Source organism: Streptomyces sp. NPDC051211 (genome assembly GCF_040689505.1).
In the GTDB taxonomy this organism is placed as follows: domain Bacteria; phylum Actinomycetota; class Actinomycetes; order Streptomycetales; family Streptomycetaceae; genus Streptomyces.
The window spans coordinates 13696-36379 of record NZ_JBFBAV010000058.1 but is presented as its reverse complement, the minus strand read 5'-3'; the positions used below and the strand labels follow the sequence as shown (position 1 = coordinate 36379).

Genomic DNA, 22684 nt, shown 5'->3' with positions numbered 1-22684 from the left:
CCGCCCAAGCAAAACCCCGCAACCCACCAACCCCACCCAGCCTCTGGCTTCCGTCCGGGCGAAGCCCCCAGGGGTGGGTGGCACACCCCCGCCCCACCCCGCCCCCGAACAGGGGGCAAAGGAGCAGGCCCGCGCCGTGCGCCCCACACCCCCATGCGACAGTGACCCCCGTGAACGACTACGCAATCCTCGCAATCCTCGCAACCTCCGCAGGCGGGGTCGGCTGGCTCCTGCGTCGTAAGCATCTGGAGCGGGTGGCCGCCGGGCCCGTGGGCGGGATTCCCTGCATGGTGCGGAGTCCCGCCGGGCAGGGGCGGTGGCGGGCCGGGCGGGTGGGCGGTGACGCGGGCGGGCTGTGGTGGGAGCCGGCCCGCAGGGCGGTCGTACCGCTGCCCGGGCTCGCGTACACCGAGGTGAGGGCGCCCTCCGTGCGGGAGGGGATGGCCATCAACCCCGGTTCGCGGATCGTGCGGTGCGAAGGGGACGGCGGGAGCATCGAGATCGCCGTGATGGCCCTGCACCTCGCCGAGCTGCTGAAGGAGCTCCCGCAAAAACTGCACGACGAAAATGATTGACACCACTGCGGATGGAGTACTACCTTCAGACCACTTCAAGAGAAGTACTTCAAAGGAGACAGTTTGCGATTCCAGCCCACCGGCAAGAAGCACCAGACCTTCCGCCCCCAGGTCGCCCGCCCCCGCCCGCTCCCCAAGCCGGGATCGATGCGGTGACCCGCGGCCGCGACACCGATGACACGAGCGCCTGCCCCTGCGAAATCCGCGGGGACAGGCGCTCGTCGTATGCGGGCGGCTGCCCGGTGGTTACTCGATGACGAGCTCGACGGGGATGTTGCCGCGGGTGGCGCGGGAGTAGGGGCAGACCTCGTGCGCCTGCTTCACCAGCAGCGCACCCGTCTCGCCGGCCAGCGCCTCCGGGAGCTCGATGCGCAGCGTGACGGCCAGGCCGAATCCGCCGTCCACGTCCTTGCCGATGGAGGCCTCGGCGGTCACCGAGACATCGCCGGTGTCGACCTTGGCCTGGCGGCCGACCAGCCCGAGCGCACTGGCGAAGCAGGCCGCGTAGCCGGCCGCGAAGAGCTGCTCGGGGTTGGTGCCCTGGCCGTTGCCGCCGAGGGCCGGCGGCATCGCCAGCGCGAGGTCGATCTGACCGTCGGAGCTGACGGCGCGGCCCTCACGGCCGTTGGCGGTGGCGACAGCGGTGTACAGCGCGTCCATCGGAGGTCCTCTCGGGGGTCGTGTCCGGCGCCCCGGTGGGGCCGCCTCGACCACAAAGATGACACACAATTCAGTTGTGCACAACTCAATCGCCCACAGCGATTCCGCGCTAGACTGTCCCCATGACCGAGCAGCCGACCGCCACCCCCGCCGACCAGGACTTCCTGCGCCTCGACGGCCAGATCTGCTTCTCCCTGAACGCCGCGACCCGCGCCTTCGGCGGCCTCTACCGGATCGTCCTCAAGGACCTCGGCCTCACCTACCCCCAGTACCTGGTGATGCTGGTCCTCTGGGAGCACGGCGAGATGCCGGTCAAGCAGCTCGGCCACCACCTCCGGCTCGACTCGGGCACGCTCTCCCCGCTCCTCAAGCGGCTGGAGGCGACCGGCCTGATCCGGCGCGAACGCAGCGCCGAGGACGAGCGCTCCGTCCACGCCCACCTCACGGAGGCGGGCACCGCCCTGCGCAGCCAGGCCGCCGCGATCCCCCGCCGCATCGCGACCGCCACCGGCTTCGAACTCGCCGAGATCCGCGACCTCCAGTCCCGCCTGGACCGCCTCACCACAGCCCTCGACGCAGCAACCGAATCCGGCCTCTGACCAAGGGACCCGGCGCGGGTGTCGGCACGCCGTGGTACTTCTTCTGGCGCATTGCGGTACACCCGTGCCGCAGCCAAGAGGGGGGAAACACCTACGTGAAGTCTGTTCGGCACCTCATACCGACAGCAGCGGCAGCCGCCGCAGCCCTCGGCCTGGGGCTGCTCTCCGCGCCTGCCTCGTCCGCCGCAGCGGCTCCCGCCGGACCGAAGGTTTCGGCACCCCGGACCAGCCCCGCCCCCGGCTTCGCAGGCGACGGCAGATACTCCGCCTGCTGGACGGACCCGGACTCGGAGCCCGGCTGGGTCGGCACCGGCAACGTCAGCTTCATCGCCGCCGTCAAGTCCCCTGCCGGCAAGCCGCTGAAAACCACATTCCAGCTCTGGGACACGACGTACGGCGGCAAGCGCACCAACAGGACGGCACCCGCCATCACGTCCGGGGATGCCCGTATGACCTACCGGCCGGACCAGCTGGCCGAGGGCAAGCAGTACGCCTGGCGGGCCCGCGCCTCGGACGGCACGCTCACCAGCCCGTACACCTCCTGGTGCTACTTCCGGGTGGACCGGACTCCGCCCACCGCCTCGGTCAGCTCCACCGACTTCCCCGAGTCCGGCAGCGGCGGCACACCGTCCAAGACGGCCGGTCAGACAGGCACCTTCACCCTCCGCGGCAGCGACCTCGGCTCGGACGTCGCCTGCGCGCGCTGGGGCACGAATCCCTCGGAGGTCGCATCCGTCGGCTGGCGCTGCGCCGACGAGGCGACCAACTCCCGGGTCGTCCGGCTGACCGACGGATCGCTGAACATCAAGGTCAAGCCCGGCACCTGGGGCACCCACGGGGTCTACCTGCAGACGATGGACAACGCGGGGAACCTGTCGCAGCCCGTCACTTACACGTACTACGCCCCGCCCGCGGCCGTCCGACCCGTGTTCGGCGACATCGACGGCGATGGCAAGGCGGACGTTCTGCTGCCCGACGCGGCCGGCAACCTCCGCAAGCGCGGCGCCGACCCGAAGGGCAAGGCCAACGCCGGCGCCTCGGCCGCCCCCGACGGCGAACCGGCCGGCTGGGCCGGGGTCCAGTACACCCACCGCGGCAGCCTCGGCTACAAGAACATCGACGACCTGCTCGGCCACGCGCCGGAAAGCCCGAACCTCTACGTGTACGGGAATGACGGCTCCGGCCACTTCACCGATGAGGGCCCCAGCGTCGTACGCAAGCCGACCACCTGCCGGGACTCAGCCTTGAAGGCCATCACCTGTGCGCAGTACGGCTACGGCAGCGACTGGTCCAAGGTCACTCGGATCGCGGCCTTCGGCTCCCCGACGCGCGATTCTGCGAACAACGGCGTACTCGAGCGGGGCTCGTTGCTGTTCGTCGAGAACGGGCGCCTTTGGCTCGCTGCCGCCGACGACATCGACCAGCTGGACGGGGCGATCCTGCTGTGCGGGGCCAACACCCGCTGGAACGGCTACGACCTGATCACCCCCGGCCGCGCCCAGGGCACAGACCTTCCGACCCTGTGGGCCCGTTCTCAGGCCGACGGCAGCCTTCGCGCCTTCTCCGTCAAGGGCACTCCGGCGGCACCCGACTTCTCCGCCTTCACCGACCCGGCTCGGGGCACGGTGCTGGGCACGTTCGCCCCCGCCGCGCACCAGCGGGTGGGCTCGGGTGGAGACCTCACCGGCGACGGGATCCCGGACCTGTGGTCCCTCGACCGGGCCGGTGTCTTCCGTACGTTCCCCGGCACCGGGACCGCGTCCCCGCACCCGAGCGTGAAGGGCTTCGACCCGGCCAAGTAGGCTGCGCGCGCCGCGCGGTCAGAGGCCGCTGCCGCCGAGCCAGGCGCCTGCCCAGCCCTCGCGGTTGGTGAAGGACTCGTACGAGTAGCGCGTGGCCCGGGGCCATTGCTCGCCGGTGAGGTGTTCGTACGCCTGGTCCGGGACGTAGAGGAGGCCCTCTGCCCAGACCAGGCCTTCGGCGTACGGCACGAACTCGGCCGGATCGTCCAGTACGGACTCGTAGACCGCGCGGCCGGCGGCCACCACCGCGCAGCGGGTGTAGAGGAACTGGTCCCCCGACAGGCCCCGCCCGTACTCGCGCCGGTCGAGGCGGTACAGCAGCCAGGACAGCTTCTCCGCGAAGGCGACCACCCGGTGCAGGGGGCCTGCGGACAGGCTCACGGAGAGGGCCTCCGCGAGGAGATCGGCATCCGGGTCGGGCCCGGCGGGGCGGCAGTCCTCGAGCAGTTCCCAGAAGGCGTTCTCGTCCATGTCCGCAGCATGACGGACGGTACTGACACGGAGATCCCGGTCGTGCCAGGTGCCCGTCCGCCTGCGTCCGTTTCAGGCCACGTTCCAGACGCCGGTGGCGGCGGCCTCGCGGGCGTAGTCGGAGAAGTCCCGCGGCGCGCGGCCGAGGGCCTCCTCGACGCCGTGGGCCAGGTGCGCGTTGCGCCCGTCCAGGATCATCGTGAACAGGTCGGCGAACTCCTCCGGGAGGCCGTTCTCCCGCAGCACCGCCCGGTACTCCTCGTTGGTGACGGAGACGTACGCGATCTCGCGCCCGGTGGCCTTGGAGAGTTCGGCGGCGACCTCGGCGAAGCTGAGCAGGCGCGGGCCGGAGAGTTCGTAGACCTTGCCGATGTGGCGGTCGTCGGTGAGTGCGGCGACGACGACGTCGGCGATGTCGTCCGCGTCGACGAAGGCTTCGACCGCGCCCGCGGTGGGCAGTGCGATCTCGCCCGCCAGGACCGGCTCCAGGAAGAAGCTCTCGTCGAAGTTCTGGTTGAACCACGCCGCCCGCACGATGGTCCAGTCGGCGCCCGAGGCCTTCAGGTTCGACTCGGCGACGGCGGCCGCCTCCTCGCCCCGTCCGGACAGCAGCACCAGGCGGCGCGCGCCCGACTCCACGGCGAGCCGGGAGAAGGCGCCGACCTGTTCGGCGGCCCCGGGGAAGGCCAGGTCGGGGTGGTAGGTGACGTACACCCGGTCGACGCCCTCGAGGGCGGGGGCCCAAGTGGCGGGCTCGTTCCAGTCGAAGGCCGGTGCGCCGCTGCGGGATCCGATCCGGACCGGGTGGCCCTGGGCGGTGAGCTTCTCGGCGACGCGGCGGCCGGTCTTGCCGGTTCCGCCGATCACGAGGGCGGCGGTGTGGGGGGTGGTCTGGGCGGCGGTCTGGGGGGTGGTCTGGACGTTCTGCTGGTGCTCGGTGTTTGTCATGGGTCCAGTGAAGGCGAGTTCCGTGAGACGGAACATAGCGCTGACGCTCACGCGCATACGCGAGCGTCCACACCCCGGCTCGGGGGCGGGATCAGGTGCAGCGGCGCCAGCGCCGCCGTGAGGCTGCTCTCGGTCAGTTCGGCGCCGCCGCCCGACACATGGCCGTCCGGGCGGATGAGCAGCCAGCCGCCCGCCGGCAGGCCGAGCGCGTCCCGCAGCCGGCCCGCGGGGTCGGGCAGCGGACCCGGGCACGTCGGGGGCAGGGCCGCGCCGACCGTCCGTACCGACAGCCATGCGGCATGCCGCCGGGCGGCGTCCGCGGCCGTCGCCAGGGCTTCGCCGGTGCCCTCCGGTACGTACAGCAACGACCAGCGGACCTCGCGCAGTTCCGCGCGCAGCGCCGCCGTCCCGGGGTCGCCCGGGTGGCGGGCCGCCGCGGTGGCCGCGCGGGATCCGGCGGGCAGTCCGGCCGCATGGGCGCCGGTGCTGAGCGAGCTGTCCGGGTAGCTGCCGTCGGGCGGGTTCCGGCACGCCCCGAGGGGCAGGTCGACGGGGAGGGCGAGGCGCAGCAGGGAGACGCCCTTGCTGCCGGTGGCGTCGAGCATGGCGCGCCCGAGCGGGAGGCGTTCCTCCTCGTACGTGTCCAGCAGTGCCGGGTCGGCCCGGCCGGCCACGACCGCCGCCAGCTTCCAGGCGAGGTTGAAGGCCTCCTGGATGCCGGTGTTCATGCCCTGGCCGGAGAGCGGGCTGTGCACGTGCGCGGCGTCGCCCGCGAGGAAGCAACGGCCCTCCCGCATACGGGAGACCATCCGCTGGCGGAAGGCGAACACGGCGGTCCATTCGGGCGTGCCGACCCGGACGGCGCGGCCGAGTCCGGCCGACAGGTGCGCGGCGAAGCGTTCGGCGACGGGCCTCGGGTCGGCGTCGGCGCCCGGAGCGGGGGCGGGGGAGAGCAGCCGCCAGTGGCCTTCGCGGGCGTAGGGGACGAGGACGAGGACCCGGCTTCCGCTGTACACCCAGGAGACGGTGTCCCGCGGCAGGCCGCGGGCACCGGCACCGTCACTGCTGTCACCGTCGCTGTCGCCGCCTCCACGACCGTCGCCGCCGTCGCTGTCGCTGTCGCCGACGTACTCGACCGGTGCGTCGGCGAGTTCCCAGGTCTCGGCGGATTCCCCGGTCAGCGGAAGCTGCAGGCGCTTGCGGACGGTGCTGTGGCGGCCGTCGCAGCCGATCAGCCAGGGGACGGTGAGCGTCTCGGCGCGCCCGTCGGGGTGCGTGAGGTGGGCCCGCACACCGGCCTCGTCCTCGTCCTCGTCCTGGGCGAGTCCGGTCAGCCGGACCCCCCACTCGATCCGCACCCCGAGCCGCCGGACAGCCGCGCGGAGCAGGGCCTCGGTGTGTGCCTGCCCGATGACGAGCGGGTACGGGAAGAGGGCCGGGGCAGCTGCGGTGGCGTGGCCGGCGTCCAGGCGGAGCAGCCGGTGTCCGGCCGCGTGCACGGTGAACGAGCGGATCTCCCGGCCGTGTTCCAGCAGCGGCCCGACCACGCCCATCTGGTCGAAGAGCTCCAGGGTGCGCGGGTGTACGGAGACGGCCCGGCTGCCCGGATCGGGCCCGGCCGCGGCATCGACCAGCCGTACCCGGACACCCCGGCGGGCCAGTTCGTGCGCGGCGGTGAGACCGGCCGGCCCGGCGCCGACGACCAGCACCTGTACGGGGTCATGACGCGGCATGGGACACCTCCCGAGGCCGGACCTGGTCGGACTGGCCGGATTTCAGCCTCGGCGGACCGGCTCAAGAAGGGCTGGAGGAATCACCGGGCTCGGCTCGTGCGGTCACCAGGAGCTCGCCGTCGCCGGCGCCGACGGGTTCGCCGTTCCATCCGCCGTGTATTCGCTCGACCGCGAAGCCGGCCACGCGCAGCGAGGACCGGAGTTCGGCTTCGGTGCGGAAGCGGAGCGTTGCGCTGCTGCGCATTCTTTCGCCGTCGGGGAGGCGGCAGTGGTGGGTGAAGGCGACGACCGTGCCGCAGGCGGCTCCACCGGACCGGGAACCCGCCTCCCGCGACGCACTCTCCGCCGCGTCCACCGCGTCCACCGCGTCCCTCACGCCCGTCCCGTCCGTCCCGTCCGCCGCGTCCGTCATGTCCGTGACGTCGGTGACCTCGGTCCAGGCGGTGACGGTACGGCCGTCCGCCTGCGCGATGCGCCGGTACGAGTCGACCGGGTTCCACCGTTCCCACCTGCGGTCCGCCGGGTCGCGGGTGTCGAACAGCAGCCGGCCGCCCGGCACCAGCGCGCGCCGCAGGTCGTCGAGGGTGCGTGCCCAGGCCTCGTCCGCGACGAACAGCTGGGCGACGTGGCCGGTCATGACGGCGGTGTCGAAGGAGGCGTCGGGGAGCACCCGGGAGGTGCCGTGCACCCAGGTCACCCGTGCGGCACCGGGCCTGGTGCGGGCGGCGTCGAGGGAGGCCCGCGCGGGGTCGACGCCGGTCACCGGGTGGCCGGCGGCTGCCAGGGCGAGGGTCAGCCGGCCGGTGCCGCAGCCCAGGTCCAGGACCCTCGAACCGGGGGTCTCGCCGACGGCGGCGAGGAAGTACGCGTCGTCGCGCGCCCACCCGAACTCCGCGTCGTAGACGGCCACGAGGCGGGGATCGCGGAACTCGGCCTGATGCATCCTCGGAGCCTAACGATCACCCGGCCGGGCGGGCCAACGCTTTCCTCCCGGCCCGGTCGGCGGGACGTCTGCTAGCCCTTGTGCACCTGGGTGTTCTGGCAGGCGGTCAGCAGCCAGCGGCCGTCCTCCTGCTTGGTCATCACGTACAGCGGGACACCCTCGTCGCCTTCGCCGTCCGGAGTTCGGTAGACCTGGCTGACCTTGACCGCGGCCACGTCGGGGCGCAGGAACTGCACGTGGGTGACCCGGTAGCTGACGGTGCCGTCCCAGGAGGCGGCCGGAAGGACCTTGCGGGTGAACTCCGAGATGGCGTCCAGGCCGATGAGGATCTTGCCGTGGGCGGTGGTCCACAGGGCATCGGGGTGGAACAGCGCGAGGAAGGCGTCGGGGTCCTTGGCCTGCTGCGAGGCCTCGACGGCGGCAACCACCCGGGTGATGGCCTCGATGTCCCCGTCGGTACCGGTATCGATGCCGGTATCGATGTCGGTGCCGGTGCCGGTGCCGGTTGCGTGGTGTGCGCTCGGTGTGGTCATGGGGACCACAGTGCGACCTCAAGCCCCCTTGAGGTCAAGCCATAAGATCACATGCTGATATGACAAACACTCTTTATCTGTGCTGCTCCGCCGCCCCGCCCGTCTTCGACGTGGCCCGGGTGATCGAGAACGCCCAGTCCCGCGGCTGGGACGTCTGCCTCGGCCTGACCCCGACGGCGGCGCACTGGCTGGCGGGCAGCCTCGACGGGCTGGCCGCGCTGACCGGCCACCCCGTGCGCTGGCAGTACAAGTTCCCCGGTGAGCCGGATGTCTGGCCCGCGGCCGACGCGCTGCTCTGCGCGCCCGCCACCTTCAACTCGGTCAACGCCTGGGCGCTCGGCCTCACCGACCGGTTCGTGGCCGGAGTGGCCGCGGAGGCCCTGGGCAAGGGCACCCCGACGGTCGCCATGCCCTGCACCAACGCGGCGCTCGCCCGGCACCCGCAGTTCGAGCAGAGCCTGGCCACGCTCCGGGCGGCGGGCGTCGAGGTGCTCCACGGCGACACGGGCCACACCCCGGGCGAGCCCGGCACCGACGACCCCGGCCACTTCCCGTGGGACCTGGCGCTGGACGCGGTCGGCCGGGCCGCAGCGGGGGCGGGACGGAGCTGACCCGGTCGCGCAGCGGCCGGATGCCTGGGGTGCGGCCGGGCGGGGCGGGGTGCGGCCGGGCGGGCCCGGCCGGTCGCCCTCATGCCCCGTCCAGGGCCGGGTAGTCGGTGTAGCCCTCGGCGGTGTGCACGTGCATCAGGAACTCGGGGCGGATCTCGTTCAGCGGTGCACCCGTGCGCAGCCGCTCCACGAAGTCGGGGTTGGCGAGGAAGCCGCGGCCCAGCGCGACCAGGTCGGCGCCCTCGGTCAGCAGCCGCTCGCCCTTGAGCCGGCCGCCGTCGCCCGCGGCCTCTTCGCGGGACAGCATCGGGTTGGCGACCAGGGTGCTCGGCCAGGCCTTGCGGATCTCCTGGAAGAGGGGCTGGTCCGGGTCGGCGTGGACGAGGTGGAGATAGGCGGGGGCGATCTCCGCCAGGGCCTCGACGAGCGCGGGGTAGATGTCCTCGGTGTCCCCCTCCTCGACGCCGTTGACGGTCGCTCCGGGGGAGATCCGTACGCCGACCCGCTCCGGGCCGATGGCCTCGGCGACGGCCTTGACCACCTCGGCCGTGAACCGGATCCGGTGGGCCGCCGGGCCGCCCCACTCGTCGGTGCGCCGGTTGGTGTTCTTCGCCAGGAACTGGTGCAGCAGGTGGCCGTTGGCCGAGTGCACCTCGACCCCGGCGAAGCCGGCCTCGACGGCGTTGCGGGCGGCGGTGGCGAAATCGGCGATGGTGGACCGGATGTCCTCGGCCGTCATCTCGCGGGGTACGACGGTCTCCTGGAGCCCGCTCGGCGTGTGCAGCGGCTCCGGGAACCGAACCGGGGAGGGTGCGAGCGGGACGTGCCCGCTGGTGTCGGGGTGGCCGACCCGGCCGCCGTGCTGCAGCTGCAGGAACATCCGGCCGCCGGCGGCGTGCACCGCGTCGGTGACGCGTCGCCAGCCGGCGATCTGCGCGGCGCTGTGGATGGCGGGGATGCGGGGGTAGGTCTGGCCCACGGCGTTCGGGGTGGTTGCCTCGGCGATGATCAGGCCGGCCGAGGCACGCTGCGTGTAGTACGTCTCCATCAGCTGTCCCGGGACGCCGTCGGCGCCGGCACGGTTGCGGGTCAGCGGCGCCATCAATAGGCGGTTGGGGAGCTCCAGGCCGCCGAGACGGGCGGGTTCGAAGAGGCGGGATGCGCGGGAGACTTGCGGGGAGGCCTGCTGCGAAAACCGCTGGGAGACCTGCTGGGAGTTCGTCATGCCGGTACCGTAAAAGCTGACATCAGTGGCAGGTTCAAGTCGTCGAGTCGATTCGGTGGGGCGGAGCGAGCGGCATGCGCATCGGAGAGCTGGCAGCGCGTACGGGAGTCAGCGAGCGGTCGCTGCGCTACTACGAGAAGCAGGGCCTGCTGGCCTCGGACCGCACCCGGGGAGGCCACCGCGACTACACCGACCGGGCGGTCGACCGGGTGATCCGGATCCAGGAGCTGTACGCGGCCGGGCTGAACAGCGCGAAGATCGCGCAGATCCTGCCCTGCATGCGGGACACCGACGGGGGCCCGACCGCGCGGGCCACCCCGCGCCTCGTCTCCGAGCTCACCACCGAACGCGAGCGCCTCGACCGGATGATCACCGACCTGCTCCGCTCCCGCGAGGTCCTCGACGAGGTCATCGCCGCAGCGGCGGGCCGCGCCTCGCCGGCCCCTGCGCCGGCGGCGGCGGCCCCCTAGGCGGCGTAGAGGTCGAAGGTGGAGCCGCGCTTGGGCCCGGCGGTGATGTCAAGGGCCGGGTCGACGGCGAGCATCGCCTGGTGCAGGCGCTGGAGCTGGGGCGAGGGTTCGACTCCGAGTTCTTCGATGAGACGGGTGCGCAGGCGCCGGTAGACGTCGAGCGCAGTGGCCTGTCTGCCGGAGCGGTAGAGGGCGACCATGGCTTGCGAGTGCAGTCCCTCGTGCTGGGGGTGGCGGGCTATCAGCTCGGTCAGTTCGGCCAGGAGTTCGGTGTGCCGGCCCAGCCGCAGGTCGACGTCGATCCGCCGCTCCACGGTGACCAGGCGGCTCTCTTCCAGCCGCATGACCTCGATCTCCAGAATCGGCCCCACCCGTACGTCGACCAGTGCCGGCCCCTCCCATAAGCCGAGGGCATTCCGCAGCAGGCCGGCCGCCCGCTCGTCGTCGCCCGCCTCGAATGCCGCCTGCCCCTGGGAGACCAGGGATTCATAGGCGTGCACGTCCACGCTCTGCGGCGGGATCTGCAGCAGATAGCCGCCGTGCCGCGTGGCCAGGACCTCCTTGGCCGCGCCCGGCGCCCCCGGCCCCATGGCGGTGCCCAGCCGCCGCCGCAACTGCAGGATGTACGTCTGCAGCGTGGTCAGCGCACTCTGCGGCAACTCGGTACCCCAGATCTCCTCCATCAGGGTCGGCACCGGCATCACCCGACCCGGATACAACGCCAGCAGCGTCAACACCTGTCGGGGCTTCCGCGCCGTCGGAACAATCGAGCCACCGTTCACCTCGGCACTCAACGGACCCAGAACCTGAATCTTCACGGTCTCCTCCGTAGGTCGTCGAAATTCCCCTCGTATTTCAGCCTTCGACGGAGGCACGGTAGCGGTCCCCTGGGCAATGTCACCAAATTCTTGAGCCCTCTTCGAGTCCGCCACGAAAAAGGTTCCCGATTCCCGATCACACGTCCGTAATTTCCCGCCGGAAATACCTCGCCCGGCCCGAATGCCGATGGATTCCCCATGGAATCCCCCTGGAGCGGCACGGCCCGTGACGCGACCCTTGCGAATAAAACCGGTGAGTACGTATCTTGCGATGTCGCATGTGCAACCCATCCCGTCCGCCCGCCCGCAGGAACGGCCCAGAGGGAGAGTTCCATGAGCACAAAAACAATACGGAATCATGAATTCCGGGGTAACGGATTAACCGGATCAACCGGACTCACGACCACGGTGCCGCGGGAGTTCGTCCACCGCAGATCTCTCGCGGAGGTGTTCCTGACGGGCTGCGAGCGGATCGGGGACGACGTCTTCTCCGTCCGGGGACAGTGGCCCCGCGCCCACACCTTCTTCATGAGCCCCGACGGCACCAGCCACGACGTCGTCCAGGCCGGCGAGACCGTCCGGCAGATCGTCCTCTACCTGTGCCATGCCGCGTACGGGGTCCCGCTCGACCACCATGTGCTGTTCCACCGGCTCGACTTCCGGTCCCGGCCCGAGCAGCTGCTGATCGGGAGCGGGCCGAGCGAACTCGGCATCACCGCCGTGTGCCCGGACCCGCGCTGGACCGGAAACCGGTTCTCCGCCTCCCTGGAGGTGCGCATCCACCGGGGCGGCGAGCAGATCGCGGACGGCACCGCCCGCATCACCTGGGTCGCGCCGGCCACCTACCGGCTGCTGCGCGGCGGGCCCGGCACGCCCGGCGTACGCGGGGGCCGGGAGGCCCACGGACCGGGTGGGCGGCGGCGGGAGAACAGCGGGCCGGGGCGGCCGCCGCAGCGCCGGACGCCGATCGCCGCGGCTTCGGTGGGCCGGATGCTGCCGTTCGACGTGGTGCTCGCCCCCGCCGACCGCGCGGACCGGCCGGGCAGGTGGCTGCTCAGCCCCGATCTCCGGCACCCGATCCTGTTCGACCAGGTCCACGACCACCACCCGGCCCTGGTGCTCGTCGAGGCCGCCCGGCAGGCCGCCTGCGGGCTCCACCCGCCCGGAGCATTCACGGTGTCGGCGCTGGCCACCGACTTCCACCGGCACGTCGAACTGGACGCTCCCTGCTGGATCGAGGCCGTCGTGCCGGCGCCGGGCCGGGTCGCGGTCACCGGCCGCCAGCACGGCCGTACGGTCTTCGCCTCGACGGTGACGGGGTCCGGCTGACCCGCCGGAACGTACTGGTCGGCTGGTCTTTTTTGGCTTGATACCGCTGGCGACCGCTGGATACCGCTGGATACCGCTGGATACCGCTAGTCCGCGGACGGCTGACCGTCATGTCCGGACGGGAGGGGGGCCTGGGGGGAGGGTGCCGGCGGGGAGGGGGTCGTTTCGGGTTTCGTGTAGAGGATCTCGCGGGCCTGCTCCGCGGCGCGGGTGATGCTCTCGCCGACGAAGTCGACGAAGCGGGCGATGCCCTCGAGGCGGGTGGCGGCCGGGGTGTCGGGGCCGAGGACGGCGACGCCCTGCCGGACGGTCTCGACGAGCAGGGCGTTGGCCCGGGCGCTGGCGAGCATCGCCTGGTACCAGAGCTCGTCGTCGACGACGTAGCGGTCGCGGCGGCCTTCCTCGCGTTCCCGGCGGATGAGGTCCCGGCCTTCGAGGAACGTGACCGCTTTGGAGATGGACGCCGGGCTGACCTGGAGGCGCTGGGCGAGTTCGGATGCGGTGAGGCTGCCCGCGTCGGTGGTGTAGAGGCAGGTCAGCACCCGGGACATCATCTTGGGCAGGCCCGATTGCATGAGGACGGTGGTGAACGTCTCCTCGTACTCGCGCACGGCCTCGGCGTCGCGCCCATGGGCCTGCGCGGGCGTCTCCGGCCCCCGGGGCGCGGCCTGCCTGCGCCGGTGGGTGCGGCGTTCGGTGGCGCGGTGGGCCAGGTCGGCGCGGTAGGCGGTGGGGCCGCCGTTCCGCATGACCTCACGCGTGATCGTCGAGGTCGGACGGTCGAGGCGTCTGGCGATCTCCGCGTAGGCGAGGTTGTCGGCCAGGCCCAGCGCGATCTGCCGGCGTTCCTGCTGGGTGAGTCTGCCTCCGGGCATCGTGACCCCCTTCATGCTCCTTGGGTGCCCCCACTATAGCGTTCACCCCCAATCCATTGCAACGAACAGGACGTCCATCGTTGCATTGAATCTGGATCCGTTGCAACGATTCTATGGCCTTGACCTGTATTGATGCCGATCCGGTGCAACGAAGATGTTGCCGACGATTGGAAAGCAACGTAGCTTTTCCATCGTCGGAAACAACGAGTCACAGGAGAGCACAATGCAGAAGTTCAACACCCCCGCCCCGGTCGCCGCCGTCCTCGACATCCCCGCGGGACGCATCCGGTTCATCGCCGCCGACCGGGCCGACACCACGGTCGAGGTCCTGCCCGCGGACGCCTCGAAGGGACGCGACGTGAAGGCGGCGGAGCAGACCACGGTCGAATACGCCGACGGCGTCCTGCGGATCGCGGCCGCCCCGGCGGAGAACCGGATCCTCGGCAACTCCGGATCCGTCGAGGTGACCGTCCAGCTGCCCGCCGGCTCCCGCGTCGAGGCCAAGACGGCCACCTCCGAACTCCGAGGCGTCGGACGGCTCGGCGACGTCGCCTTCGAAGGTGCGCACGGCTCGGTCAAGCTCGACGAGACCGACAGCGCCCGCCTCACCCTCCTCGCCGGAGACATCTCGGTCGGCCGCCTGGGCGGCCCCGCGGAGATCAGCACCCAGAAGGGCGACCTCCGCATCGCCGAGGCCGTGCGCGGCACGGTCGCCCTGCGCACCGAGCACGGCGAGATCTCGGTCGGCGCCGCCCGCGGAGTCTCCGCCTCCCTGGACGCCGGCACCGCCTACGGCCGGATCCACAACGCGCTCCTGAACACCGAGGGCGCCGCCACCGGCCTGAACATCCACGCGACCACGTCCTACGGCAACATCGCCGCCCGCAGCCTGTAAAGGAGCACCCCTCATGAACATCGACACGATGCGTACGCGGGTCTTACGGCGGGTGGGAGTCACGGCGCTGGCAGCCGCGCTGCTGGCCGGGGCGGCCGCACCCGCGGTGGCCGCCCCTGACGGCAGGGCCGCGCCGCAGACCGCTGCCGGGCAGGACCGACCGGAGCTGCAGAAGGCCATCCAGGGGTTCGTCGATTCCGGTTTCGCCGGGGTGCAGCTGCGCGTGCACGACCAGCGGGGCGAGTGGGTCGGCAGCGCCGGGGTGCGCAAGCTGGGCGAGAGCGCGAAGCCGTCGACGAACGGCGGGTTCTGGGCGGGCAGCGTCGCCAAAACCTTCACCGCGACCGTGGTGTTGCAGCTGGTGGCCGAGGGCAGGATCGGGCTGGACGCCCCGGTGGCCGGCTACCTGCCCCGGCTCGGGCTGGACCGGCGGATCACGGTGCGGATGCTGCTGCAGCACACCAGCGGGCTGTTCAACTACACCGGCGAGTACTACGACGACGGGACGGTCGTGCCGGGGATCCCGGCCACGGGCAAGGAGTGGGTGGACAACCGGTTCCGCTCCTACCGGCCGCAGGAGCTGGTACGGCTGGCGTTGTCCAAGCCGGCGCGGTTCGCGCCGGGGACGGACCAGAACTACTCCAACACCAACTACACGCTGGCCTTGCTGCTGATCGAGGAGGTCACCGGCCGCTCCTACGCCGAGGAGATGCAGCGGCGGATCCTGCGGCCGCTCAAGCTGAGGGGCACCGTGGTGCCGGGTAGCCGGACGCAGATCCCCGGGCCGCACGCCCACGGTTACTACCGCTACCAGGACGACGCCGGCCAGTGGAAGACGATCGACGTCACCCGCCAGAACCTCTCCCTGCTGGCCGGCGCCGGTGACATCATCTCGACCACCCAGGATCTCCGCACGTTCATCTCCGCGCTGATGGGCGGGAAGCTCCTGCCGGCGCCGCTGCTGGCCGAGATGCGCACGCCGCACGGGAAGCTCGGCTACGGCCTCGGGCTGTTCGCTCAGGACCTGGGCCCGAACTGCGGCGGCACCGTCTTCCAGCACAACGGCAGCCCTCCGGGGGGCTACGGGGCGCTGATGTACAGCTCGCCCGACGGCAGCAAGACCCTGACCGCCTCGATCACCGCCGGGGACGCCGCGATCGACCCGGCGCAGGAGTTCCCGAAAGCACTGGGGAAGCTCTTGAAGGAGGTGTTCTGCGATGGTCAGGGGGCGGCCGAGAAGGCCGAGCCGGCTCGGTAGACGGGGCCGCCCCGGCCGGGACGTGTGTTCCGTGTGCGTTCTGCGGTGCGTTTGATCTAGGCTGCGCCTCGGAGGTCCGCATGCACAACGAACAAGACACCCTTTTCGCAGCGGTCGACGCGCTGCTCGCGGAAACGGCGGGCAAGGACGCGCTGCCGCATCCGGACGAGCGGAAGCGGCTGCGCGAGGCGGCGGGGCTCAGCCAGGAGCAGATCGCCAGGGCCCTGTCGGTGCGCCGGGAAACGGTGACCTCGTGGGAAACCGGCCGCACCGAACCCCGCCCCCCGAAGCGCGCGGCCTACCTCCGCCTCCTGGACGGCCTCTCGGACCTCCACCCCGCCACACCCACGCCCACACCCGCGTCCGACCCCACGCCCCCGCCCACGCCCGTGGCACCGACCGCACCTGCGCCGGTGCCGGCGCCGGCTGCCCCCGCCGCACCGGAGGGGCCGACCGCGCCCGTGGCCGCGCCCGGGCCCGTCGCCGGGCCCGCGCCCGAAGCCCCGCCGTCGCCACCGCCCGCCGTAGCGCATGCCGTAGCGCAGCCCGCGGCCGCTTCGGCCTCGGCTCGGCAGCCGCACCGCGCCGCTCCCCCGGCCGGGGCCGTGAAGGCCGCCGTCAAGGTGGCCGTCAAGGCGCCCGTCAAGGTGGCCCGGCCGGCGGTCGACGGAAACGGGCCGCTCGCCGTGCTCGACGGGGCCGGGTACGCACACGCCGCCGGCGGGGTGCTGCTCCGCCACCCCGCCGACGACCTCCCCGCCCTGCTCACCTGGGCCCTCGGCGAAGCCGACCTGCGCTCCCCGCGCCTCCACCCCAACGGCCGGGACGGCGACCCCCTGCTCGTCCTCACCCCCGCCGCCACCGAAGCCCTCGGCCTCCCCCTCGTCCTCGAGGACCGCCGCGGCCTCCGGCTGCCGGAGAACCACCCGGTCGTCAAGCAGCTCACCAAAGCCAAGTGGAAGCTGACCCGCCGCGGCTTCGGCCCGTGGGCCCGTATCTACCGGCCTGCCAGTGCCACCACCGGCCGCCAGTGCGTCCAACTCGCCGTCCTCCCCTGGGGCGCCCTCGATCCCCGCGCCTGGGGCGAGGAGACCGGCGACCTCCCCGCACCGGAGCTCGCCGAGCTGCTCACCACGTACGCCACCCGGGTGCTGACCCCGCGCGGCTCCACCGCCGTCACCGGACTCGAGCTGATGACCTCGCTGCGTCCGCCGACCCGCGCCGCCAAGGACCCCGACACCGGCGCCTGGGTGTCGGCGACCGTACCGGGCTCCCTCACCCGGGCCGTGGACCCCGCTCCCCCGGAGGCCCCCGACGAACACCCGGTGGTCGCCGCCCTCTACCCCCGCTCCCACCAGCGCACCCCCGACGAGGTCCTCGACGAGGAGGCGTACGACTGGATCCGCGACCCCGAGCTCCTCACCGACGCCGAGTGCGCCCGTACCCACGCCGTCGGCATCGACGTCAACATGGCCTTCGCGGCCGCGGCCAACCGCCTCCTCGTCGGCACCGGCCCCGCCACCCACACGAAGGAACCCGTCTTCGACCCCAAGCTGCCCGGCAGCTGGCTGGCCGACCTCTCCGCCCTGCCCCTCGACCCGCGCCTGCCCAGCCCCTTCACCTCCCACGGCCGGCCGCCCGCCGGCCCGGCCTGGTACGCGACGCCCACCCTCGCCTACGCCCGCGAGCTCGGCTTCGAGGTCTCCCCCACCGAAGCCTGGGTCCGCCCCGAGAACGGCAACTACCTCGACCGCTGGTACACCCGGCTCCGCGACGCCTACCTGGCCACCATGGCCGACCTCGGCGTGACCACCACCCTCTCGGACGCCGAGTTCCTGAAGGCCATGGCGGTCCACAAACAGCACGACCCGCTCCGGACCGCCGTCCTCTCCGCTATCAAGTCCACCGTCAAGGGCGGCATCGGCAAGCTCCGCGAACGCCCGCAGGGCGCCAACTACCGTCCGGGCGAACCCTGGCCCGCCCTGGAACGCCCCACCTGGCGGCCCGACATCCGCGCCGCCGTCATCTCCACCGCCCGCGTGAACATGCACCGCAAGATGAACAAGCTCGCCACCGCGGCCGGCCTGTACCCCATCGCGGTGCTCTCCGACTGCGCCGTCTACCTGTCCGACGGCCCCGGCCCGCTCGACTTCCTGCCCCGCACCCCGGAGGGCAAGCCGCTCCCCGGCGGCTTCCGCCTCGGTGTCAGCCCCGGCATGGTCAAGCACGAAGGCACCCAGTCGCTGCTCTGGGCCGTCCGGATGCTCGACGAAGGCCACAACCCCGCCCGCCACATCAAGGGCCATGACGCCGCGGTCGACGGAGAGTAGCCACCCCCCATGCCCGAGATCAGCGACGGCCTCACCCGCGCCGACGAACAGAACTTCACCCGGCCCATCCCCAAGTCGGCGGGCGCCCAGATGCGTTTCCTCGTCCGGCAGCTCAAGTCGACCCGGGAGGTGGCCGCTCTCCTCTCCATCTCCCAGCGCACCGTCGAGCGGTACGTGAAGGACCAGATCAAGCAGCCCAAACCGGCACTCGCGGCCCGCCTCGAATCCGAGGTCCGGCGCCGCTGGCAGCCCCTGGTCCGCAAGCGGGCCCGCGCCAAGGCCGCCCGTACCACCGGCCTCGTCATCGAGACCCGGGCCCGGTTCGGTTTCACCGCCGCGCCCGGCAGCACCGACGACGGCCGGATGCGCCGCATCACCCAGCACCTGCCGCCGGAGTACGCGGAACGCCTGTTCGCCGCCCAGGAGGCCGGCGCCGCCGAGGACCGGCTGCGGCAGATCGCCGCCGAAGGGCTGCAGGAGATCTACTTCAAGGACCACGGCACCCGGGCGCAGGGGCTCCTGGTGGAGTTCACCGACATCGACTACGTGGACTTCAACTTCTAGGCCCGGTCCGTACCGGCCTGCGGAGCAGGTAGACGGCCGCCGTCGAGACCAGGACGGCCATGCAGGCGATGAACACCAGGCCCGCGCCCTCCAGTCCGATCGGACCCGACAGCACTCCCACACCGATCACCGGCACCGAGATGCCCGCGTACGCCACCACGAACAGCGTCGAGATCACCGCCGCCCGCCGGTCCGCGGGAGACGCCGCGGCCACCGCGGACAGCGCCCCGCGGAACGCCAGCCCCTGTCCGATGCCGCCGACGAGTGCGCTCAGCACCACCAGCGGCAGCAGGTCCCACCGCAGTGCGCCCGCGAGCAGCGCCAGCCCGGCGAGGAGCCCGGCGCAGCCCAGCGGCAGCGAGCGGCCCACCCCGACCCGGCCGACCGCCAGCTGGCCGGCGGTCGAGGCGAAGAAGGCCAGCGCGACGACCAGGCCGCTCACGGCGTGGTTGTGCACGCCCAGGGACTGGGCGAGGAACGCCGGGCTGACCGAGGTGAACACCCCGAACAGGGCGAACCCCACGAACGAGGCGATCGCCGCGGGCCCGAACACCGCGCGCACCTGCGGGGGCAGGGCGGGGCGTTGCGGCCGTACGGTGCTCAGCGGCCGCCGCTCCCCCACGGTCTCCGCGAGCCGCAGCAGGACGACGGCCGAGCCGGCCACCAGCACGAGGTGCACGGTGAACGGCAGGTACAGCGGCCAGGGGGCGTACTGCGCGAGCAGCCCGGCGAGCAGCGGGCCGCAGCCCAGGCCGCCCATGTTGGCGGCCGTCGCCACGAACGTGGCCCGGGAGGCCCCTCCGTACGGGGCCAGCTCCATGACGTACGCCGTGGCGGCCCCGGTGAACAGGCCAGCGGACAGGCCCGACAGCAGCCGCCCCGCATACAGCCAGCCCAGCCCGGTCGCGCACAGGAAGCAGACAGCGCTGGCCGCGGCGAAGCCCAGGCCGGCGAGCAGCATGGGCCGCCTGCCGACGATGTCCGAGGCGTTGCCCGCGAGCAGCAGTACGCCGATGACCCCGAAGGCGTAGACGGCGTACACGACGGTCACCATCAGCTCGGAGAACCCGAACTTCTCCTGGTAGAGGCTGTAGAGGGGGGTCGGCAGCGTGGTGCCGGCCATGCACACGGCGAACACCGCCCCGCTGAGCAGACACTGCCGCCACCCTCGCCGATCACCGTCCATGCCGCCGACGGTAACCCCGCGCACTGCCCGGACCGGTCCGACGCGGCGCACCCGGCGCGCCGCCGGCTCCGACGGACGGATCGATCACATGGGGAGCGAGCGCAGCCGAACCTCGCCCTCGGGCCAACTCGCGCCGTCGTGCAGGGGTGTCCACATGGTCTGCAGGGGCATGACCACGGGTCCTGTGGGTTGTTCGACCTGGACGTCCCGGTCGAGCAGGTGCCATCCGAGCCGCCGGTACAGGGGGACGAGGGGCGGCCGGCAGAAGAGCAGTCCGTGCTGCGGCCCCATCGTCCGTGCGTGGTCCAGGGCCGCCGTGACGACCGCCCGGGCCAGTCCGCGCCCCCGCAGGTCGGATGCGACGGCCACCCCGCCGACACCCACCACCTGCGTGTCGAGCCCGCCGATGGATACGGGCAGGAGCAGCAGACCGGTGTGCGCGACGAGACGGCCCTCGTGCCGGATGCCGAAGTGCTCTTCCTTGGGCAGCCACGTCAATCCGGCGTCGGCGACGCCGAAGGGGTCGTCGCCGTCGCCGAGGATCTCGCTCTGCTCGGCCTTCGTGTACCGCTCGAGCCGGACCGCGCTCGAGGGCACGGCGTGTAGATGATCATTCATGCCGCCATGATCGCTCCCGCCGCCTGCCGTGGCCAGGGCGGACTGCTGCCCCTGGAGGGCCTGGCCGCACTTTTCGGTTGAACCGGGAGAAAAGCGACCGTCAGAAAGGGCCCCTGGAGGGCCGAACGGCCACTCCCCCATGAGATCGGACCTCCGGGCCGCTACGAGGCCCTCAGGTGAGCACACAGCGGTTTTCACCCCCTGACGCCGGCCCAAAAACCGGCAGAAGCGGCCCGCCGGGGTGGCGGGCCGCTTCCGTTTTTCAAAACCCGGTTTTGAACTGCATGCTGGTTACACCGATTACGGCTGCTCCAGCAGGAGTTCGGCCAGGCGCTGCCGGTACGCATCGTCCGTCAGCTCCCGGAGTCCCCGGACCAGATCCTCGGGCCGATCGACCGCCTCCAGCAACGCGGTCAGCAACGGCAGTACGGGCACGGCGTCCTGTCCCGGCTCGGCCGCCACTCCCCCGGCGAAGGGCAGGGCGACCGGCGGCACCGGAACCTCGCTGCGGGGCTTGACCACCGGAGCCGAGACCGGCTCGGCAACCGGGGCCACGGGCTCGGGCACCGGCTCGGCAACCGGGGCCGGAGCAGCGGACGGAGCCGGAGCCGAAGTTGCTACCGGAGCCGGAGCCGGCGCCGGAGCCGGCGTTGCGACCGGAGCCGGAGCCGGGGTTGCGGCAGCCGGCTTGGTCTTCGGAAGCTCCGACTGGCGCTGCAGTTCCGTGAACTGCGCCCGCTGCTCGTCGTGGTCGGCCGTACGCGATGCCAGCTCGCGGGCCGCCTTCAGCTTGAACACCCCGGCATCCACCCGCCGCTGCAGCTCGGGGGCGAGCCGCAGGAGGGACAGCCGGTGCGAGACGTACATCTGCGACTTGCCGATGCGGGAGGCGACCTTCTCCTGGGAGCCGTACTTCTCCACCAGCCCCTGCAGGAAGGCGGCTTCCTTGCACGGCTCGATCGCCTTGCGGTGGATGTTCTCGATGATGACGGCCTCGTCGAGCAGTCCCTTGCCGTCACCGAGGTGGTCCTGCACCTTGATGTCGATCCGGGTCCAGCCGAGCTGACGGGCGGCTGCGAAGCGGCGGTTGCCGTTCACCACGACCCAGTCCGCGCTGCCGACCGCCTTGGTGTGCTCGGGCTTGAGCCGCAGGAAGACGTCCCGCGAAACCACCACCACCGGCTGGAGCTGGCCCACCTCCTTGAGGGTGAGCATCAGTTCCTCGAAGCCCGGGTCGCTGGTGCTGTACTCGCCCTCCCGGCGCGGGTTGCCGGGGTTGCCGACGACGGTGTGCATCAGCGCGGTGTTCGGCGGGGCCTTCACCTCCGGCTCGGCGGACGCTGCCGCTGCGGCCGACTTCTCCCCGATGAGGCTGGCGAAGTTGGTGCGCTTGCTCATCGGCGCTTGGCCCCCGCTCCGATCTCGAGCGCCAGCTTGTAGAAGTCCTCGCGGGCTTCCATGGCCACCCGGTTCTTCTTGTAGCGGGTGACGACCGTGCCCTCCACCGCCGCGCGGGCGTGCACCTTGTAGTGCCGGATGACGGTGTTGGCGAGGTTCCAGCCGCTGCCTTCGATGAACGCGCGGGTGTCCTCCAGGTCCGCGATGCCATCGCGCGGGTCCCAGTTGTTGATGACCACCCAGTACGGCAGGCCGAGCGGCTTGACGACCTCTTCGATGGTGGTCTGGGTCGGGATGAAGCCCAGCGGCTCCGGCTCGACGGGGATGATGAGGTCGTCGGCGTTGGCGAGCACGGCGCGCATGGCGTCGGCCGCCGCGCTGTCCCCGAACGGGTCGCCGGCCCGGCCCAGCTCGTCCTCCGGCAGGTCCATCCAGCCGGGGGTGTCGATGAAGGCGTGCTTGACCTTGCGGGTCCGCTTCAGGTCGGGGAAGTAGGCCAGGTCCTTGCGGGACTTGGTCTGGATGAAGGAGAAGGGGAGGTCGTCCCCGACCCGCTCCGACCACCAGGTCGCGGAGCCCTGCGGGTCGCTCGAGACGGCGACGACGTAGTCGGGCTCTCCCTGGGGGGCTTCACCGAGAACCTCTGCCGCGACGGCGGCGATATTGACGGTGAGGGTCGATTTACCGACCCCGCCCTTGCGGTTGATGACGGCAGTGATGCGTGCCATGAGTTGGTGCTCCATAGGTTCCGTGTGCTTCCCGGCCACGCAAGGGCCGGTACTAGCGGACCGGGACAGCATTGCACGTCACGGGGTTGCGCCGGAATCGCACACCAGCGAATCC

The 22684-nt window shown here is 71.9% G+C and carries 23 protein-coding genes; 10 read left to right on the top strand and 13 right to left on the bottom strand.

Annotated features, from left to right (window positions below; genetic code table 11):
• Positions 1-170: 170 nt before the first annotated feature.
• Positions 171-575 (top strand): hypothetical protein, encoded by a 405-nt coding sequence (locus tag AB0447_RS33275; protein ID WP_366480637.1) that lies wholly within the window; start codon positions 171-173, stop codon positions 573-575.
• Positions 576-821: 246 nt separating this feature from the next.
• Here the strand turns inward: AB0447_RS33275 and AB0447_RS33270 are convergent, their stop codons facing one another.
• Positions 822-1235, bottom strand: a complete 414-nt coding sequence (locus AB0447_RS33270; RefSeq protein WP_366480636.1) for an organic hydroperoxide resistance protein — start codon at positions 1233-1235, stop codon at positions 822-824.
• A 122-nt stretch (positions 1236-1357) separates the two neighbouring features.
• On the opposite strand from AB0447_RS33270, the gene AB0447_RS33265 reads away from it, so the two are divergent.
• A complete protein-coding gene (locus AB0447_RS33265; RefSeq protein WP_366480635.1) occupies positions 1358-1834 on the top strand; it encodes a MarR family transcriptional regulator in 477 nt (158 codons plus the stop codon).
• A gap of 95 nt (positions 1835-1929) precedes the next feature.
• Positions 1930-3636: a VCBS repeat-containing protein gene (locus AB0447_RS33260; RefSeq protein ID WP_366480633.1), complete on the top strand. Its 1707-nt coding sequence runs from the start codon at positions 1930-1932 to the stop codon at positions 3634-3636.
• Between the two features lie 18 nt (positions 3637-3654).
• Here the strand turns inward: AB0447_RS33260 and AB0447_RS33255 are convergent, their stop codons facing one another.
• The 5 genes from AB0447_RS33255 to AB0447_RS33235 all read right to left on the bottom strand — a co-directional run bounded on the left by AB0447_RS33255 (position 3655) and on the right by AB0447_RS33235 (position 8264).
• Complete coding sequence (locus AB0447_RS33255; protein WP_366480631.1) at positions 3655-4107, bottom strand: DUF4240 domain-containing protein; 453 nt, start codon at positions 4105-4107, stop codon at positions 3655-3657.
• 72 nt (positions 4108-4179) lie between these two features.
• Positions 4180-5055, bottom strand: coding sequence for an NAD(P)H-binding protein (locus AB0447_RS33250; protein WP_366480629.1), 876 nt, complete (start codon positions 5053-5055; stop codon positions 4180-4182).
• Between the two features lie 47 nt (positions 5056-5102).
• Positions 5103-6788 (bottom strand): FAD-dependent oxidoreductase, encoded by a 1686-nt coding sequence (locus AB0447_RS33245; RefSeq protein ID WP_366480628.1) that lies wholly within the window; start codon positions 6786-6788, stop codon positions 5103-5105.
• A 61-nt stretch (positions 6789-6849) separates the two neighbouring features.
• Positions 6850-7731 carry a class I SAM-dependent methyltransferase gene (locus AB0447_RS33240; RefSeq protein WP_366480627.1) on the bottom strand — a complete coding sequence of 294 codons (882 nt, stop codon included), beginning with the start codon at positions 7729-7731 and terminating at the stop codon, positions 6850-6852.
• A gap of 71 nt (positions 7732-7802) precedes the next feature.
• Positions 7803-8264 carry an SgcJ/EcaC family oxidoreductase gene (locus tag AB0447_RS33235; protein ID WP_366480625.1) on the bottom strand — a complete coding sequence of 154 codons (462 nt, stop codon included), beginning with the start codon at positions 8262-8264 and terminating at the stop codon, positions 7803-7805.
• A gap of 59 nt (positions 8265-8323) precedes the next feature.
• On the opposite strand from AB0447_RS33235, the gene AB0447_RS33230 reads away from it, so the two are divergent.
• The gene (locus tag AB0447_RS33230; protein ID WP_366480624.1) at positions 8324-8875 is read left to right on the top strand and encodes a flavoprotein; all 552 of its coding nucleotides are present in this window, start codon (positions 8324-8326) and stop codon (positions 8873-8875) included.
• A 79-nt stretch (positions 8876-8954) separates the two neighbouring features.
• On the opposite strand, the gene AB0447_RS33225 is transcribed toward AB0447_RS33230, so the two are convergent.
• Entirely contained in the window at positions 8955-9977 is a 1023-nt protein-coding gene (locus AB0447_RS33225; RefSeq protein ID WP_366480640.1) for an alkene reductase, read from the bottom strand.
• A 197-nt stretch (positions 9978-10174) separates the two neighbouring features.
• Here AB0447_RS33225 and AB0447_RS33220 point away from each other — a divergent pair, with 197 nt between their 5' ends.
• On the top strand, positions 10175-10570 hold the full coding sequence (locus AB0447_RS33220; protein WP_366480623.1) for a MerR family transcriptional regulator: 396 nt from the start codon (positions 10175-10177) through the stop codon (positions 10568-10570).
• On the opposite strand, the gene AB0447_RS33215 is transcribed toward AB0447_RS33220, so the two are convergent.
• Entirely contained in the window at positions 10567-11388 is an 822-nt protein-coding gene (locus AB0447_RS33215) for an AfsR/SARP family transcriptional regulator (protein WP_366480621.1), read from the bottom strand. The genes AB0447_RS33220 and AB0447_RS33215 overlap by 4 nt on opposite strands.
• Before the next feature lie 408 nt (positions 11389-11796).
• Between AB0447_RS33215 and AB0447_RS33210 the strand changes: the two genes are divergently transcribed.
• Entirely contained in the window at positions 11797-12717 is a 921-nt protein-coding gene (locus tag AB0447_RS33210; RefSeq protein ID WP_366480620.1) for a ScbA/BarX family gamma-butyrolactone biosynthesis protein, read from the top strand.
• An 86-nt stretch (positions 12718-12803) separates the two neighbouring features.
• On the opposite strand, the gene AB0447_RS33205 is transcribed toward AB0447_RS33210, so the two are convergent.
• On the bottom strand, positions 12804-13592 hold the full coding sequence (locus AB0447_RS33205; protein WP_366480619.1) for a helix-turn-helix domain-containing protein: 789 nt from the start codon (positions 13590-13592) through the stop codon (positions 12804-12806).
• A gap of 223 nt (positions 13593-13815) precedes the next feature.
• Here AB0447_RS33205 and AB0447_RS33200 point away from each other — a divergent pair, with 223 nt between their 5' ends.
• The 4 genes from AB0447_RS33200 to AB0447_RS33185 all read left to right on the top strand — a co-directional run bounded on the left by AB0447_RS33200 (position 13816) and on the right by AB0447_RS33185 (position 18639).
• Entirely contained in the window at positions 13816-14487 is a 672-nt protein-coding gene (locus AB0447_RS33200) for a DUF4097 family beta strand repeat-containing protein (RefSeq protein ID WP_366480618.1), read from the top strand.
• A 13-nt stretch (positions 14488-14500) separates the two neighbouring features.
• Complete coding sequence (locus AB0447_RS33195) at positions 14501-15745, top strand: serine hydrolase domain-containing protein (protein ID WP_366480617.1); 1245 nt, start codon at positions 14501-14503, stop codon at positions 15743-15745.
• 80 nt (positions 15746-15825) lie between these two features.
• Positions 15826-18075, top strand: a complete 2250-nt coding sequence (locus AB0447_RS33190; RefSeq protein ID WP_366480616.1) for a helix-turn-helix transcriptional regulator — start codon at positions 15826-15828, stop codon at positions 18073-18075.
• Between the two features lie 9 nt (positions 18076-18084).
• Positions 18085-18639 (top strand): XRE family transcriptional regulator, encoded by a 555-nt coding sequence (locus AB0447_RS33185; protein ID WP_366480615.1) that lies wholly within the window; start codon positions 18085-18087, stop codon positions 18637-18639.
• Here AB0447_RS33185 and AB0447_RS33180 read toward each other — a convergent pair.
• The 4 genes from AB0447_RS33180 to AB0447_RS33165 all read right to left on the bottom strand — a co-directional run bounded on the left by AB0447_RS33180 (position 18629) and on the right by AB0447_RS33165 (position 22569).
• Positions 18629-19825: an MFS transporter gene (locus AB0447_RS33180; RefSeq protein WP_366480614.1), complete on the bottom strand. Its 1197-nt coding sequence runs from the start codon at positions 19823-19825 to the stop codon at positions 18629-18631. The two genes, AB0447_RS33185 and AB0447_RS33180, sit on opposite strands and share 11 nt — an antisense overlap.
• Positions 19826-19909: 84 nt before the next feature.
• A complete protein-coding gene (locus tag AB0447_RS33175) occupies positions 19910-20443 on the bottom strand; it encodes a GNAT family N-acetyltransferase (RefSeq protein ID WP_366480613.1) in 534 nt (177 codons plus the stop codon).
• A gap of 300 nt (positions 20444-20743) precedes the next feature.
• Positions 20744-21841: a ParB/RepB/Spo0J family partition protein gene (locus AB0447_RS33170; protein ID WP_366480612.1), complete on the bottom strand. Its 1098-nt coding sequence runs from the start codon at positions 21839-21841 to the stop codon at positions 20744-20746.
• A complete protein-coding gene (locus AB0447_RS33165; RefSeq protein WP_366480611.1) occupies positions 21838-22569 on the bottom strand; it encodes a ParA family protein in 732 nt (243 codons plus the stop codon). Before AB0447_RS33165 ends, AB0447_RS33170 begins: the two co-directional genes overlap by 4 nt.
• Positions 22570-22684 lie beyond the last annotated feature (115 nt).

Coding starts and splice junctions, on each gene's coding strand:
- AB0447_RS33270 (WP_366480636.1), bottom strand. CDS start 1,235: ATGGACGCGCTGTACACCGCTGTCGCCACCGCCAACGGCCGTGAGGGC.
- AB0447_RS33265 (WP_366480635.1), top strand. CDS start 1,358: ATGACCGAGCAGCCGACCGCCACCCCCGCCGACCAGGACTTCCTGCGC.
- AB0447_RS33255 (WP_366480631.1), bottom strand. CDS start 4,107: ATGGACGAGAACGCCTTCTGGGAACTGCTCGAGGACTGCCGCCCCGCC.
- AB0447_RS33250 (WP_366480629.1), bottom strand. CDS start 5,055: ATGACAAACACCGAGCACCAGCAGAACGTCCAGACCACCCCCCAGACC.
- AB0447_RS33245 (WP_366480628.1), bottom strand. CDS start 6,788: ATGCCGCGTCATGACCCCGTACAGGTGCTGGTCGTCGGCGCCGGGCCG.
- AB0447_RS33240 (WP_366480627.1), bottom strand. CDS start 7,731: ATGCATCAGGCCGAGTTCCGCGATCCCCGCCTCGTGGCCGTCTACGAC.
- AB0447_RS33235 (WP_366480625.1), bottom strand. CDS start 8,264: ATGACCACACCGAGCGCACACCACGCAACCGGCACCGGCACCGGCACC.
- AB0447_RS33230 (WP_366480624.1), top strand. CDS start 8,324: ATGACAAACACTCTTTATCTGTGCTGCTCCGCCGCCCCGCCCGTCTTC.
- AB0447_RS33225 (WP_366480640.1), bottom strand. CDS start 9,977: ATGGCGCCGCTGACCCGCAACCGTGCCGGCGCCGACGGCGTCCCGGGA.
- AB0447_RS33220 (WP_366480623.1), top strand. CDS start 10,175: ATGCGCATCGGAGAGCTGGCAGCGCGTACGGGAGTCAGCGAGCGGTCG.
- AB0447_RS33205 (WP_366480619.1), bottom strand. CDS start 13,592: ATGCCCGGAGGCAGACTCACCCAGCAGGAACGCCGGCAGATCGCGCTG.
- AB0447_RS33200 (WP_366480618.1), top strand. CDS start 13,816: ATGCAGAAGTTCAACACCCCCGCCCCGGTCGCCGCCGTCCTCGACATC.
- AB0447_RS33195 (WP_366480617.1), top strand. CDS start 14,501: ATGAACATCGACACGATGCGTACGCGGGTCTTACGGCGGGTGGGAGTC.
- AB0447_RS33190 (WP_366480616.1), top strand. CDS start 15,826: ATGCACAACGAACAAGACACCCTTTTCGCAGCGGTCGACGCGCTGCTC.
- AB0447_RS33185 (WP_366480615.1), top strand. CDS start 18,085: ATGCCCGAGATCAGCGACGGCCTCACCCGCGCCGACGAACAGAACTTC.
- AB0447_RS33180 (WP_366480614.1), bottom strand. CDS start 19,825: ATGGACGGTGATCGGCGAGGGTGGCGGCAGTGTCTGCTCAGCGGGGCG.
- AB0447_RS33175 (WP_366480613.1), bottom strand. CDS start 20,443: ATGAATGATCATCTACACGCCGTGCCCTCGAGCGCGGTCCGGCTCGAG.
- AB0447_RS33170 (WP_366480612.1), bottom strand. CDS start 21,841: ATGAGCAAGCGCACCAACTTCGCCAGCCTCATCGGGGAGAAGTCGGCC.
- AB0447_RS33165 (WP_366480611.1), bottom strand. CDS start 22,569: ATGGCACGCATCACTGCCGTCATCAACCGCAAGGGCGGGGTCGGTAAA.